This is a genomic window from Candidatus Magnetobacterium casense, from assembly GCF_000714715.1.
Lineage (GTDB): Bacteria > Nitrospirota > Thermodesulfovibrionia > Thermodesulfovibrionales > Magnetobacteriaceae > Magnetobacterium > Magnetobacterium casense.
On record NZ_JMFO01000039.1, the window covers coordinates 14,762 to 28,220 of the forward strand.

At 49.4% G+C, this 13,459-nt stretch carries 14 protein-coding genes; 11 read left to right on the forward strand and 3 right to left on the reverse strand.

Annotated features, from left to right (window positions below; all coding sequences use genetic code 11):
* The gene (locus tag Mcas_RS14530; protein WP_052567519.1) at positions 1-810 is read right to left on the reverse strand and encodes a cytochrome c oxidase subunit 3; all 810 of its coding nucleotides are present in this window, start codon (positions 808-810) and stop codon (positions 1-3) included.
* 202 nt (positions 811-1,012) lie between these two features.
* Between Mcas_RS14530 and Mcas_RS14535 the strand changes: the two genes are divergently transcribed.
* The 11 genes from Mcas_RS14535 to Mcas_RS14585 all read left to right on the forward strand — a co-directional run bounded on the left by Mcas_RS14535 (position 1,013) and on the right by Mcas_RS14585 (position 10,991).
* On the forward strand, positions 1,013-1,918 hold the full coding sequence (locus tag Mcas_RS14535) for a GGDEF domain-containing protein (protein WP_052567520.1): 906 nt from the start codon (positions 1,013-1,015) through the stop codon (positions 1,916-1,918).
* A 63-nt stretch (positions 1,919-1,981) separates the two neighbouring features.
* Positions 1,982-2,758 carry an outer membrane protein assembly factor BamD gene (gene bamD, locus Mcas_RS14540; RefSeq protein ID WP_081853906.1) on the forward strand — a complete coding sequence of 259 codons (777 nt, stop codon included), beginning with the start codon at positions 1,982-1,984 and terminating at the stop codon, positions 2,756-2,758.
* Positions 2,759-3,065: 307 nt separating this feature from the next.
* Positions 3,066-3,560, forward strand: a complete 495-nt coding sequence (locus Mcas_RS14545; protein ID WP_052567521.1) for a hypothetical protein — start codon at positions 3,066-3,068, stop codon at positions 3,558-3,560.
* Between the two features lie 21 nt (positions 3,561-3,581).
* Positions 3,582-4,361 (forward strand): 4Fe-4S dicluster domain-containing protein, encoded by a 780-nt coding sequence (locus Mcas_RS14550; RefSeq protein WP_052567522.1) that lies wholly within the window; start codon positions 3,582-3,584, stop codon positions 4,359-4,361.
* A gap of 28 nt (positions 4,362-4,389) precedes the next feature.
* Positions 4,390-5,640 (forward strand): NrfD/PsrC family molybdoenzyme membrane anchor subunit, encoded by a 1,251-nt coding sequence (gene nrfD / locus Mcas_RS14555; protein WP_081853907.1) that lies wholly within the window; start codon positions 4,390-4,392, stop codon positions 5,638-5,640.
* Between the two features lie 80 nt (positions 5,641-5,720).
* A complete protein-coding gene (locus tag Mcas_RS17135) occupies positions 5,721-6,443 on the forward strand; it encodes a cytochrome c3 family protein (RefSeq protein WP_052567523.1) in 723 nt (240 codons plus the stop codon).
* Positions 6,444-6,471: 28 nt separating this feature from the next.
* Positions 6,472-7,380 carry a 4Fe-4S dicluster domain-containing protein gene (locus tag Mcas_RS14565; protein WP_040336280.1) on the forward strand — a complete coding sequence of 303 codons (909 nt, stop codon included), beginning with the start codon at positions 6,472-6,474 and terminating at the stop codon, positions 7,378-7,380.
* 12 nt (positions 7,381-7,392) lie between these two features.
* Positions 7,393-8,619 (forward strand): sulfate reduction electron transfer complex DsrMKJOP subunit DsrP, encoded by a 1,227-nt coding sequence (dsrP, locus tag Mcas_RS14570; protein WP_040336281.1) that lies wholly within the window; start codon positions 7,393-7,395, stop codon positions 8,617-8,619.
* A 9-nt stretch (positions 8,620-8,628) separates the two neighbouring features.
* A complete protein-coding gene (locus Mcas_RS14575) occupies positions 8,629-8,856 on the forward strand; it encodes an AtpZ/AtpI family protein (protein WP_052567524.1) in 228 nt (75 codons plus the stop codon).
* A complete protein-coding gene (locus tag Mcas_RS14580) occupies positions 8,849-9,196 on the forward strand; it encodes an ATP synthase subunit I (RefSeq protein ID WP_040336282.1) in 348 nt (115 codons plus the stop codon). The genes Mcas_RS14575 and Mcas_RS14580 overlap by 8 nt, the downstream gene beginning before the upstream one ends.
* Positions 9,189-10,991 carry a transglycosylase domain-containing protein gene (locus tag Mcas_RS14585; protein WP_052567525.1) on the forward strand — a complete coding sequence of 601 codons (1,803 nt, stop codon included), beginning with the start codon at positions 9,189-9,191 and terminating at the stop codon, positions 10,989-10,991. Before Mcas_RS14580 ends, Mcas_RS14585 begins: the two co-directional genes overlap by 8 nt.
* A 37-nt stretch (positions 10,992-11,028) precedes the next feature.
* On the opposite strand, the gene uvrC is transcribed toward Mcas_RS14585, so the two are convergent.
* A complete protein-coding gene (gene uvrC / locus Mcas_RS14590; RefSeq protein ID WP_052567526.1) occupies positions 11,029-12,870 on the reverse strand; it encodes an excinuclease ABC subunit UvrC in 1,842 nt (613 codons plus the stop codon).
* Positions 12,871-13,105: 235 nt separating this feature from the next.
* Positions 13,106-13,459 (reverse strand): transposase (locus tag Mcas_RS14595; protein WP_156033403.1); only part of this gene is annotated, 354 nt, incomplete at its 5' end.

The following is a 13,459-nucleotide window of genomic DNA, read 5'->3' on the forward strand; positions in this document are numbered from 1 at the left end:
CTATTGCCCAACCTTAAAGTAGGGGATTATGTACATGAACGAAAAGACCATCAGCCACACCACGTCAACGAAGTGCCAGTACAATCCGGTTGTCTTGCTGAAGGTGATTTTCTTTTTACCGACCTTGTTTTGCGAGGCCAGTACGATGAGAAACATCTGCATTATAAGGCCCACGATCACGTGTGAGCCGTGAAATCCGGTAATAGTAAAGAAGAAGGTTCCATAGGCGTTGGTGGATATGGTGAAGTGTTCGTGCCCGATGAGCTTATACCACTCCACGGCCATAAACGAAAGGAACAGGGACCCTAATATAAAGGTAAAGGTGAGCCAGCCCTTGTAGCCGTTTACGTCACCATGTTCCAGTTTTTCCTCTGCCACGTGCATAGTGCCGCTGGAGGAGATCAGAAACACGCTCAAAAGTACGGCAAGTGCCAGAGGCGGTACACCTTCGGGCGTATTAGCCGGTGGCCAGATATCCTCCGGAAGCATCGTGTACAGATAACCGCCAAACAGACCACCAAACAGCGCCACCTCGGAGACGATAAACACGATAATGGCGATCTTGCTTAAACCGCCATCTTCCTTCTTACTGTGCACCTCCTGTACCCAACCAAACAGCCCCACAACCAGAGTACCCACGGCCACGCCCGCCACGAGCAGTCCCAAAAACCGCACGCCCCAAGAAAAGGCCAGTATAAAGGCAACGGGCACCAGAAACGCCCCCACCGCTACAACAAGAGGCCAAGCACTCAGCTCTACCTCGTGGTGATGATGGTGTTTTTCCATCTTTCCATTGACAACACCTTCCATAATGTCAGACAATCCTCCTTAACACTTGTCGCGTATTTGAGTTGCAGTGACTAATGTCACATCGGATAGGGTAGCTTATTTCAGGGTGCATTGTCAAGAGGTAATTTCTTGTTGTAAAATCTCTTGAGCTTATGTTACATTAAAAACTGAAATGATCGAGGGAACTCTATACAACGACAATGAGGTCAGGAGGATAAACCTCTTGAAATCTGTAAGGCTAAAGGCGATAGAGGGGCTTCTGAGCAGATGTACCTACAGAGAGTTTGAGCCCGGTGAGGTGATAATAGCCGCCGGACAGATCAACTACCTGATCTACATGATCCTCAGTGGGAGTGTCAGGGTGCATGTAGACCATCTCGAAGACGAACCCCTTGTAGTTTACGAACGTGGAGAGATCGTTGGAGAGATATCGGTGATCGACCAGAGGCCGACAACGGCTTCGGTGGTTGCCAATACGCATTGCCGCACGCTGGTGATGGATGAGGAGATACTGCTGTCGCTGGTATCGGTGTCACATGCGGCATGTCGTAACTTGCTCAATATCCTGGCCCAGCGCCTACGCTACGGAACATCTGTGATCTCAAAGAGCAATTTCCTCAAGCGACAGTTTGAGTACTACGCAAACATTGATGTCCTTACGGGGTTACATAATCGTCGCTGGTTAAATGACAGGTTCAGTGAGGTTGTCAACAAGTGCATTGGCAGCGAACATCCGCTGGTTGTGATTATGGCCGATATTGACAACTTCAAGGCATACAATGACATACATGGTCACATTGCCGGAGACCGTGCCCTGTATACGGTTGCGGTGTCTCTGCTGGGGCAGCTTCGCAAGACGGATTTTGCCGTGCGTTACGGCGGGGAGGAGTTTCTTGTCATTCTGCCGACAACGGGAATAAAAGAGGGCTGTCTGATTGCCGAAAGGTTGGGAAATGCGGTCAGACAGACACCCATAGTCCTGCACGACGCAAGACAACTGCCTCCTGTGACGCTATCCATCGGGGTGGCAGAGCTGCAGAGCGGACAAACCCCCGATGAACTCATAGAGAGTGCAGACAAGGCCATGTATCGGGCTAAAAATAATGGACGAGACAGTGTCTGCATGTAGTGGTGCGGATATTTTTTTTCGTGGCACTTGACTTAATCATCCGACAAGTATTTTAATAACAGTATGGGTGTAAACGGACATATAGGAAGAGGTCTCTCAGGAGTCATCCTGCTTGTTGTAGTGGGTGTGATGTGTGCGGGGCTGTTGTCGTGTTCTAAGAAGAGCATAAAGCCACCCTATATTGATGAAAAAGAGGCCTATGAGCGTGCCATCAAGATGATAGAAGACAAGGAGTACACCGATGGCCGGGAGTTGCTGACGGAGGTGATCAACAGGGACAGGACAAAGACCTATGCCCCGCTTGCGCAACTTAAGATTGCAGAGTCCTACGTAAAAGATGACGAGTCTGACCTGGCAATAGAGGAGTACCGGAAGTTTCTGAACTCCTATCCGGACAACAGGTATGCCGCCAATGCACAGTACCAGATAGCCGCCCTTACGTTTAGCCAGATAGAGGGTGCCGACAGGGGCTACAAGGCCGCCGAAAGCGCCATCAAGGAGTTCAAAAAGTTGGCCGGGCTCTATCCCAGAAACCCGTACAGGGATGTCATAGAGTTGAGGCTGCAAAAGTGCAGAAACGTCCTTGCAGAGCACGAGTTTTACGTGGGCAAGTTTTACTTCAAAAAGGCGTCATTTAAGGCAGCCCTTGGGCGTTTTAACGTTATCCTTGAGCAGTACAATGACTTTACGGCCATTGATGATGTCTATTACCACATGGCGATGTCGTACAAGGGGCTTAAGGACAAGGACAAGGCCCGTGAGTATTTTCAGAAAACCCTGGAGATAGCCAAAGAGGATAAACTGCGCAAGAAAGCCCAAAAGGAGTTTAATTCCCTGTAGAGCTGCCCTCCCCTGCAAGGGTGGGGCGAGCCGCCCCGGGCACGAAGAAGCCCCCTTGACCCCTTTAAAAGAATTTTACCATGCTTTTTTAAGAGAATACGTTTCAGTTGTCTGTTCATTATAGCCTCCAGGGTGACAGGGCAGTGACATTTGAGCGCAAAAAGTCAATGACTGTTGGTACATGGCATTTTCCCTGCATGAAAAATAAAATAAGTGTTGACAAAAGTGCGTAAACATGATTACACTACTTTAAAATTTTTATAAAAGAAGGTGTTACATTATGAGTAGTCATGCTTGGAGACCAGTAATGGTGATTGTCGCGGTAGTGATTGCCGGGCTTGTAGTGAGACAGATGGTTATCCCCAAGGATTTCGCTGCAAAGAACGGAGATTACAAGTACCAGTGGCATCGGTTGAGTAACGAGGACGAGTGGAAAAAGCTCGAAGTAAAACACATGGGGCGGGACTTCTGCAAACAGTGTCATCCCGACAAGATTGAGATTGTGGCAGATTCAGGACATAAGAATGTGTCGTGCGAAAACTGTCACGTCCAGTTCAATCTTGAAAACAAGGGCCACAAAACTATCGATCTGAAGGCCGATTATAAGTATCAGCTTGATATTGGCATCGACAGGTCACGGGAGCTGTGCAAGAGGTGTCATTCTAAACTGAAGTACAGGCCGGACACCTATACGCTCTTTTCAAAGGGGCCTATACCGTTTAAGATGATAGACCCCGAAAAGCACAACCCCGGTGTCGAGTGCGTCATGTGTCATGATGTTCACAAGACGGGTTTTAAATAAGGCTAAGGAGGAACTTATATAATGAATCTTACAAGACGCGAACTTTTAAAGATGGGGCTGCTTTCGATCTGCGGGTCGATTATACCGATTAGCGCCCTTGAGATATTCAAACCTGAGGCGCTGGCATCATTGATACATCCATTCAGTAAGAAAAAAAGATGGGCATTTGTTGTGGATGCGACCAGATGTGTTGGCTGCGGGATGTGTGCCAAGGCCTGCAAGCTCGAAAACGACGTGCCCTTTGACGCAGATATCCAGAGGACGTGGGTGGAGCGTTACGTACAGCTTAAGAGCGGCGAGGTCATCATAGACTCCCCCAAGGGGTCACGCTATGGCTTTACGGCAAATGACCCACAGGGCAGAACCGATGTCCCCGAGGAAGAAATAACAAAGGGATTCTTCGTCCCCAAGCTCTGTAACCACTGTGAAAAACCCTCGTGCGTGCAGGTCTGCCCGGCAGGGGCCACGTACAAGACCGACGACGGCGTGGTGTTGATCGACAGAAAATGGTGCATCGGCTGCGGTTACTGCGTAACCAATTGTCCGTACTTTGCCCGCTTCTTTCATCCCGTTTACAACACTGCAGATAAATGCTCGTTCTGCTACCACAGGATAACCAAGGGATTGAAAACCGCCTGTGTGGATGCCTGTGCCTTTGGTGTCAGAAAAATCGGCCTGCTCAATGACCCCGACAGCGAGGTCTTTAAGATTGTCAGCACCGAAAGGGTGGCCGTACTGAAACCTGAATATGGAAATGAGCCGCATGTATTTTACATCGGCCTGGACCATATTGTAAGATAAATGTGTGAAACTAATTTGAGGTGATAAAATGGAAGCAGGTTCAATGAATGAATCCGTACATGGGGCGCTGTGGACTATAAGAGAGCTCTACACGTATCCCAATGAGTATATGTACTGGACGGTGCATATTGTTGTGTATCCGTTTCTGACGGGTCTGGTGGCGGGGGCGTTTGTGCTGTCATCACTATACCATGTCTTTGGTAAAGGGGAGCTGAAACCGGTGGCAAAGTTTTCCCTGGTGTTTTCTCTGGCGTTGTTGATAATGGCGCCAACCCCGTTGTTGTTTCATCTGACACAACCCTTCAGATCAGCAAATATCATGCTTACCCCGCATTTTTATTCGGCTATAGCGGCCTTTACCCTCGTCTATCTGACCTATATGGCAATAGTCCTGGCAGAGATATGGTTCGTGTTTCGCCCCTTTATAGTCAGAAACGCACTGGAAAAAACAGGCATCATGGGACTTATATACAGGCTCATGACTCTCGGCTCCTTTGATGTCAGCGAAACGGCCCTGCACACCGATGAGAAGATAATCAAAATACTGGCAGCCGTGGGTATCCCCGCTGCGGCGTTTTTACATGGATACGTGGGCTTTATATTTGGTTCGGTCAAGACCGTCCCCCTGTGGAAGACCCCGCTGATGCCCTTTATATTTCTGATGTCCGCCATAATATCGGGCGTGGCCATGTGTATAGTTACCTACACTATTGCCATGACCATAAGCAGAAAGTTCATATGCGGCGCCTCCATACGGAGCATGGGTAAGACACTTGCCCTGTTTCTGGTAATAGCCTTTCTGCTTGAAGGCATAGACATCGTCTTTCATGCCTATACAGCAGAGGAGTTCTGGGGCATACTCAGTGAACTCTTGTTCCAACGATTTGCCTTTAAGATGATCGTCATACAGTGGATATGCGGCATGATACTGCCGCTGATCCTGTTGATGCTGCCAAACCTCACCATACTACGGACCTTTATATCGGCTGTCCTCGTGGTCATAGGTGTGTTTATGATGAGGTGGGACGTGGTCATCGGCGGACAATCAATGTCAAGGAGCTTTGCCGGCTTCCTGACCTATAAGCTGCCAATATGGCCTACAAGCGTTGAGGCATTCAGAGAGGGACTCTTTGCTGTCATCTTTTTGCTGGTGATGCCGTTTATCTTGTTGTTTATCTTTAACAAGGTCTTGCCGGTCTTTCAGGAGGCCTTTACGGAGGATGACTGCAGCCTGTTTGAAGGCAACAAACAGCAGGCTAACAACAAAGTCAATCATTAAACGGTAACACAACGGAAAGGCTAAATGATAAAACAAGCGAAAACAAGCCTCGCAGACAAACGAGGCAGTAGAGGGCAGACATGAAAGTTGTAATAAAGACGTTGTCGTTATGTTTGTTTTATGCCAAGGTTTCGGGCCAAATGTTTATAGTCAAAATGCTTATAGCCGAAATGCTTATAGTATGTGTGGTACTTGCACCACACACACTTATGGCCGAACCCACACCCGCACCCAGTGCACCGCAAGTCACGCAAGAGACACAACAGCCTCAAGCAGAACCCCCAAACGCCGAACAACACACAACAATCCCCAAATACTTTACGACAAAGCCGCCCTTTACGGAAGGCATCTTCCCATGCACAATGTGCCACGCAACCATGAAACCGGACAAGACACGTCGCCAACTACAGTTTCATGCAGAGATAGTACTCAAACACGCGGCACAACAACGCTGGTGTCTTGACTGTCACGATGCAGACAACAGAGACAGGCTTAGACTGGCAAATGGCGACCACGTTACCTTTGACGAGTCGTATCTGTTGTGTGGTCAGTGCCATGGTAACGTCTTCAGGGATTGGAAGACAGGTATCCACGGTAAACGTATAGGTTCGTGGAATAGTGACAAACCCGGAGATAAAAAATATTTCCTGTGTGTAAACTGTCATAACCCACACTCGCCTAACTTTATACCTGTGAAACCTCTGCCGGCCCCTGTCAGACCAAAAGCAATAACGGATATAAAAGGCTCATCAACACTGGACATCGAAGGACAGAAGATATATATCCCTGTCTATAACAAGTAACAGCGCTATGTTGAGGGAATAAGATAGAATGAAAAGACGTGATTTTCTTAAAGGGGCGACATCGCTTGCGGCAGCCTTTGCCATGGAGGGAATTGTGCTGCCTGCCTCAGACGCCAACGCCATAGTATGGGAGGAGTTCTTCCAGAAGTACTTCAGAGAGATGACCCAGGCCGAAAAAGATGCCGTGGTTGCAAGGCTTGAGGCAGAATACAAAAAGCGATTTGGCAAAGACATAAAGGTCAGTACCAAGGGTCCGCTGCCAAACGTCCTCTATGGCTACGGCCTCGACCTCTCCCGGTGTGTCGGATGCCGGAGGTGTGTCTATGCCTGCGTGACCGAAAACAATCTCTCGCGAAACCCACAAATAGAGTACATCACGGTATTGCGGTTTAAGAGCGGTGAAAAATGGATAGAAGACCTCGAGGGAGCCGAAAAATACTACAACCCAGACCTGGTACCTGAACCCGAACACTTCTACATGCCCGTGCAGTGTCAACAGTGTGAACGTCCCGCCTGTATCAAGGTCTGTCCGACAAAGGCCACATGGAAGGAACCCGACGGCATCGTCGTCGTGGACTACAACTGGTGCATTGGATGTCGCTACTGCATGGCCGCATGTCCCTACGGCGCCAGAAAGTTTAACTGGGCACAACCCACTATCCCCGTTGAACAGATCAACCCCAATACCCACTATCTGGGCAATCGCCCCAAGCACAAGGGCTGTGTCGAAAAATGCACCTTCTGCATCCAACGTGTGCGGCAAGAGCCGGGGAGATATCCGGCCTGCGTGGAAATATGCCCTGTGGGCGCCCGAAAGTTCGGCAACCTCCTGGATGAAAAAAGTGAAATACGTATGCTTATTGAGACCAAACGTGTCTTTCGTCTGAAGGAGATGTTAAATACAAATCCAAAGTTCTACTACTTCTTTTCGTTATAGAGGAGAATTGCCATGTTTCGTTTTATTAAGGACTTAATATCGCACCTGGCCCGTGGAGGCACCATCTATTACGTGTGGATATTCATCCTGGCGGCATTGATTGCCAACGGGATTGTTGCATATTCACAACAGTTGCAGGACGGGCTGATCGTCACAAACATGAGAGACCAGGTGTCCTGGGGATTTTATATCTCAAACTTTACCTTCCTTGTCGGCGTGGCCGCCGCCGCCGTGCTCCTGGTCATACCGGCCTACCTGTATAACTTTAAGCCAATAAAGGAGATCGTACTATTTGGCGAAATGATAGCCATTACAGCTCTGATAATGTGCGTGATGTTTGTTACGGTTGACCTGGGCAGACCTCAATTTGCATGGCACATAATGCTATCTCCCAACTTCCCAAGTTCGCTCCTCGTCTGGGACGTTATCGCAATAAACGGTTACCTCGCTATAAACCTCACGGCTGTCACCTATGTCCTCTACAGGGCTGCTCACGGCAAGGAGTACAAGATGTCCATCATGTGGCCTATCGTCCTGCTCTCTATCCCCTGGGCAATAAGCATACACACGGTAACGGCATTCCTGTACAACGGACTGTCATCCCGTCCGTTCTGGAACGCATCCATCGTAGCACCACGCTTTATCGCCTCCGCCCTCTGCTCCGGACCAGCCCTGATGATCCTAATCTTTCAGGCAGCCAGAAAACTCTCAAAGATAGACGTCACCGATGCCGCTATCTTTAAGATCGCCGAACTGATCTCATACGCAATGGGTCTTAACCTATATCTGTTTGGGGCTGAGATATTTAAGGAGTTCTACTCGGACAGTATCCACCTGGCCCCTATGAAATACCTGTTCTTCGGACTGCACGGACACGATGTCCTGGTGCCGTTTTCATGGACAGCTGTTGCGTGTAACCTGACGGCGTTTTTCCTGTTTATAGACCCAAAGACCAGGAGAAAATTCCACTTCTTAAACATCGCCTGTGTCCTGATAATCGTCGGCGTCTACATAGAAAAGGGCATGGGTCTGATTATCCCCGGATTTGTACCGGATACCCTCGGCGAGATTTACGATTATCTGCCCAATGCACTGGAAATCAAGGTAAGTGCAGGCATATGGGCCATCGGCGCCTTGATCTACACATTTATGGTAAAAACGGCAATTCCTATCTATGAGGGAGAACTAACCCTGCTGCCTAAAGACACAATGCCGGATATGTCAAAACTGCGTCACTAACAGGCGGGATTGGCAAAGAAACCATACCCGCCTCTGCTAAAACACATGGCCTTTGCCAGCCACGTTGCCATGAGCTTTATCGTCTCGGTTTTCGTGGGATTGGCCATAGGCATGGGGCTGGACAGGCTATTCACCTCCTCACCCTGGTTGACAGTAGCGTTCTTTTTCCTGGGAGTCGTATCAGGCTTTATCGAGGTCTTCAGGCTCGCCAAGGATGAATTGGCCAAGGATGAATAAGCACTACCTCAGCTATGCCGTCTTGTTGCTTGCTGTTGCACTTATCATAGCCTCTTATCTCAGCGGCAAGAGACTGCCTGTGAGTATCGCTATAGGGTGGTTTATCGGTCTGGTGAATTACTCCCTGCTGAGGTGGAGCACCAAGAGGTTTATCATGGGACAGCGAAATCAATTCACGCTGGTATCTTTGAATATGGTGAGACTGGGACTTGTTTTTATTGCCGTCATAATATTATTATCTCTGAAGATGGCAAATGCAATTGGTCTATTTGTGGGACTTGTGTTGATCAATGTTGTGATTATGATTGACGGATATATCAACAGGAGTGAACTTGGTTAAGGGTACGGTCAAGAGAAAGGGTACAAGAGGCATTGTAAAGTGGGTTTCAGGGTTTGTCTTGCTTGCCTCGGTTATGGGTTTTCTGGGAGGTTTCGTGTTCTGGACACTGTCGGACATGCCACGGATAAAGCAATTGGAAGAGTACTCACCGCTGGAGTCCTCGCTGGTGTACTCCTCAGACAACGAACTGTTGGCAGAGCTGTTTGTAGAGAGACGCACGTTTGTGCCGTATTACAAGATACCGGCGCACGTCAAAAACGCCTTCATCGCCGTAGAAGACAACCGCTTCTATAAGCACAGGGGCATAGATTTTGTCCGGGTCTTTGGTGCCCTGTTGGAGGATATCAAGGCCATGGGATTCGTCCAGGGGGGCAGCACCATCACACAACAACTGGCCAAGATGCTCTTTCTCAAACCCGACAGGAGTATCGCCAGAAAGGTCAAGGAGGCCGCCCTGTCTATCCAGATAGAGAGGCACTACACAAAGGACGAAATCCTGGGTCTGTATCTCAATCAGGCCTACTTTGGCACCCGCGCCTATGGCATAGAGGCAGCGGCCTTTACCTACTTCGGTAAGACCACCGAAAACCTCAGTGTTGCCGAGGCTGCACTGATGGCGGCCATCCCCAAGGCCCCGTCGGTATATTCACCGTTTAAGAATCCGGCAAAGGCACTTAACAGGAGAAACTACGCAATCAGGAAGATGTACGAAAACGGCTTCATCACCAAGACGCAGTACGACGATGCCTTAAAAACCCCGCTGCCGACCCTGTACAACAGCAGGCGGTACAAGGCGCCATACTTCATCGACTACATCCGCAACGAGTTGGAGGACAGGTATGGAGACAAGCTATTCACAAGCGGCATAAAGATTCACACTACGCTTAATTACAGACTCCAGACAATTGCGGAGACCGCCGCCACAAACGGCATCAATGCCATGGCCAAGCGCGGCAAAAAGAACGTCCAGGTCGCACTCATTGCCATAGAGTTAAACACGGGCGCCATCAAGGCAATGGTAGGCGGAACGGACTTCTGGAACACGCAGTTTAACCGTGTGACGCAGGCCAGGCGTCAGCCCGGCTCGGCCTTCAAACCGATTGTCTATCTCACGGCGTTTAACCAGGGAATGACCCCCGATGACACTATCTTAGACGAGGAGATATCCTTCCCTGGGAAGAATAAAGCAGATGTCTGGGTACCCAGGAACTACAAGCGTGTCTACAACGGTGTTGTCACGTTGCGTTATGCCCTGTCGCAGTCCTTAAATGCCGCCACCGTTTCTCTTGGCAATAAGGTAGGGCTGAAAAATGTACTGGAGACTGCCCAGGAGATCGGCATTAACAGCAAGATACAACCCTACATGCCATCGTGTCTGGGAGCATCGGAGTTGACCGTGATCGAGTTGGCCTATGCCTACTGTGCGATAGCTACGGGAAAGCGGTTTGACAATACCACCATTGAAAGGATCGTAGACAGGGATGGCATCACCTTGGACGAGTTTAGTTTAAGCGGAGAGGATATCATTGACGATACCGTTGTAGATAAGATGCGTGATGTCCTTGGCGCCGTAGTGCAGGAGGGTACGGGTAGAAAGGCCCTGGTGTTAAACAGACCGGTCTATGGCAAGACCGGCACAACCGATGATTACACGGATGCCTGGTTTATGGGCTTTGACGACAACTACATCGTCGGCGTCTGGGTCGGCAGAGACAACCACAAACCCATCGGCGACAAGGAAACCGGTGCCGTGGCCGCACTGCCTATATGGATCGATTTCATGAGCCACCTGTAAAATCAGATAGCACCCCATGCAATCGAAACGTTCTATCTTACTTTTTTTCTTCTTCCCCGTTGAGTGCCTTTAAGATGACAGAGGCGAGGCGTTTGCTGAGGCCATTGAGAGAGGCGATTTCTTCCACGGAGGCGTTTTTTATGGCCTCAATGCTGCCAAAGTGTTTTAACAGTTCAAGACGTTTCTGCCGTGTGACACCCTTTATCTTCTCAAGGGGGGACTGGAGGAATTTTTTGTCCCTGAGCTTGCGGTGAAACGTGATGGCAAAGCGGTGGACCTCATCCCGGATGCGCCTCAGAAGTAAGGACGACGGCATGGAATCATCGATTGCGACGTGGCCCTCCCTGCCCGGGATAAAGACCCGGTCGGGGTCCTTTGCCAGCGCCACCAACGATGACCTGATTGGATGAGCTGTTGTGGCCAGCTCCTCGATGGCTGACATTGCGCAGTCCAGTTGCCCCTTGCCCCCGTCAATGACCACGAGGTCGGGGAAGTTGTCCTTGAGGTTGCCAGCCACTCGCAGGACGACCTCACGCATCATCGCGTAGTCGTCCTGACCGGTGACGGTCTTGACCCTGATGTGACGGTAGAGGTGCTTTTTAAATCCCCCCGACGCCCAATATATGAACGCCCCCACGGAGAGGTCGCCAGAGATGGTCGATATATCAAATGCCCCGATACCCTCCGGCGGATGGGCGAGCTCAAGACGTGCGGCAAGCTCTTCCAGGACACGGGTGTCGGAGAGGCCGAGCTTGAGCTTAAAGGACGTTGCAGCGTTGTTGTCTGCCATGTTGAGTAGCTCTGAGCGTTTTTCGTCGCAGGGGGGTGTGATATCTACGGGGGACGTGCGCCTTTTGGATAGCCATTTTCTGAGTGTGCTTAGTCGCGAGGGGTTTTTGCGGACGATTATCTCCGCCGGGGGCAGTATCTCCTTGTTGTAGAACTGCATTATAAAGCTGTGAACAAGCTCCTTGTAGGGCAATCCCTGTGTGTCTCTGAAGAAGAAGTCCTTCACGCCAATGAGCAGACCGCTGCGAATAAAGAACACGTTGATAACAGCCGCCGAGGGCATTAATGCAACACTATCGTTATCGATATCGGCATCGCCCTCCGAGGGACGGTAGAAGCCTATGACGTCGATATCGCCAAACTCCTGGGCAACGACCTTTTGCATTTCCCACGCCCCCTGGATGGCGCGTATCTTGTCGCGGTACTTTGCGGCCTCCTCAAACAGGAGGTCGTCGGAGAGTTCGTACATGCGCCGTTTGAGTCTGTCCAGGAGGTCTTGTCTTGCCCCCTTGAGGAACTCCATGCAGTCTCTGACGTGGGCATCGTAGGTCTCCTTGGTGATGAGTCCCACGCATGGGGCACTGCACTGGCCTATCTGGTATTGCAGACACGCCCGTGTGAGGTTCTCTATCTTGTACCTGCACGTCCTGAGCGGGAAGCAGCGCTTTACAAACTCCAGGGTCTCACGCATACTCCTTGAGGAGACGTAGGGGCCGATGTAGACGTCACCGTCGTGGCTGAGTTTGCGGGCTATTTCGAGTTTAGGCCACTGTTGCGTCACGGTGATCCTGATGTATGGGTAGTTCTTGTCGTCCTTGAGGATGACGTTGAACTTAGGCCGGTACTGCTTAATGAGGTTGGCCTCAAGTGCTAGGGCCTCGACCTCGTTATCGGTTACGATGAAGGAGAAGTCGGCAACGAGTGTCATCATCGTTGATTTCCTCAGGTCCGGTTGATTGGTACTGCGGAAGTAACTCCTGATGCGGCTTTTGAGGTTGATGGCCTTACCCACGTACAGCACCCTCTCCCTGGCGTCCTTGAAAATGTACACTCCCGGTAGGGCCGGTACGGTTTCAAGCTTATTGAGCATCAGGTAGCACTCCTTTATTAGATATTTTTTTATTCTAGAGCCTCTTGCAAAAAGAAATCAAAAATCCCTACAAATATCTACTCTCTCATCTTTAATGAGGTCTAAATTTTATTCACTCACATAAAAATCTCCAAATCTTCTATTTTATCGGACATAATTGCCAATTTATTCTGATTTTAGACGCATTTCTCCCTCATAATGCTAAAACAACCTTTTTTTAGGTATCTTTTATCGTTTAGGTTATCAGTTTTAACATTTGATCGGCAAATAAGACAACAATTCCGATCATCAAGTGCATCTTTACTTTCATGCTTCCCCTTACCAAAACATTATTTCCACCAAATTCGGTCTTCAATCTACCATTGACTCTTTCGATTGTAGTACGTTCATTATATCTTATAGCCTCTGCAGTGGACATTGGTAAAACGCTGCCACGGCGAGGATTTTTGTCTATTATTGGTACATGTCCAAGATTTTTGCTTGTATCGTATATTGTTTTTGCGTCGTAGGCTGAATCCATGAGGTCATAGAAATATGTCACCCTATCTGTTGCCATCTTCATCATTGGAATTGCTGCCTGACTATCATG

Excerpts from the sequence above, each read along its gene's own strand:
- Mcas_RS14530 (WP_052567519.1), bottom strand. The coding sequence starts at position 810 with ATGGAAGGTGTTGTCAATGGAAAGATGGAAAAACACCATCATCACCAC.
- bamD (WP_081853906.1), top strand. The coding sequence starts at position 1,982 with ATGGGTGTAAACGGACATATAGGAAGAGGTCTCTCAGGAGTCATCCTG.
- Mcas_RS14545 (WP_052567521.1), top strand. The coding sequence starts at position 3,066 with ATGGTGATTGTCGCGGTAGTGATTGCCGGGCTTGTAGTGAGACAGATG.
- Mcas_RS14550 (WP_052567522.1), top strand. The coding sequence starts at position 3,582 with ATGAATCTTACAAGACGCGAACTTTTAAAGATGGGGCTGCTTTCGATC.
- nrfD (WP_081853907.1), top strand. The coding sequence starts at position 4,390 with ATGGAAGCAGGTTCAATGAATGAATCCGTACATGGGGCGCTGTGGACT.
- Mcas_RS17135 (WP_052567523.1), top strand. The coding sequence starts at position 5,721 with ATGAAAGTTGTAATAAAGACGTTGTCGTTATGTTTGTTTTATGCCAAG.
- Mcas_RS14565 (WP_040336280.1), top strand. The coding sequence starts at position 6,472 with ATGAAAAGACGTGATTTTCTTAAAGGGGCGACATCGCTTGCGGCAGCC.
- dsrP (WP_040336281.1), top strand. The coding sequence starts at position 7,393 with ATGTTTCGTTTTATTAAGGACTTAATATCGCACCTGGCCCGTGGAGGC.
- Mcas_RS14580 (WP_040336282.1), top strand. The coding sequence starts at position 8,849 with ATGAATAAGCACTACCTCAGCTATGCCGTCTTGTTGCTTGCTGTTGCA.
- uvrC (WP_052567526.1), bottom strand. The coding sequence starts at position 12,870 with ATGCTCAATAAGCTTGAAACCGTACCGGCCCTACCGGGAGTGTACATT.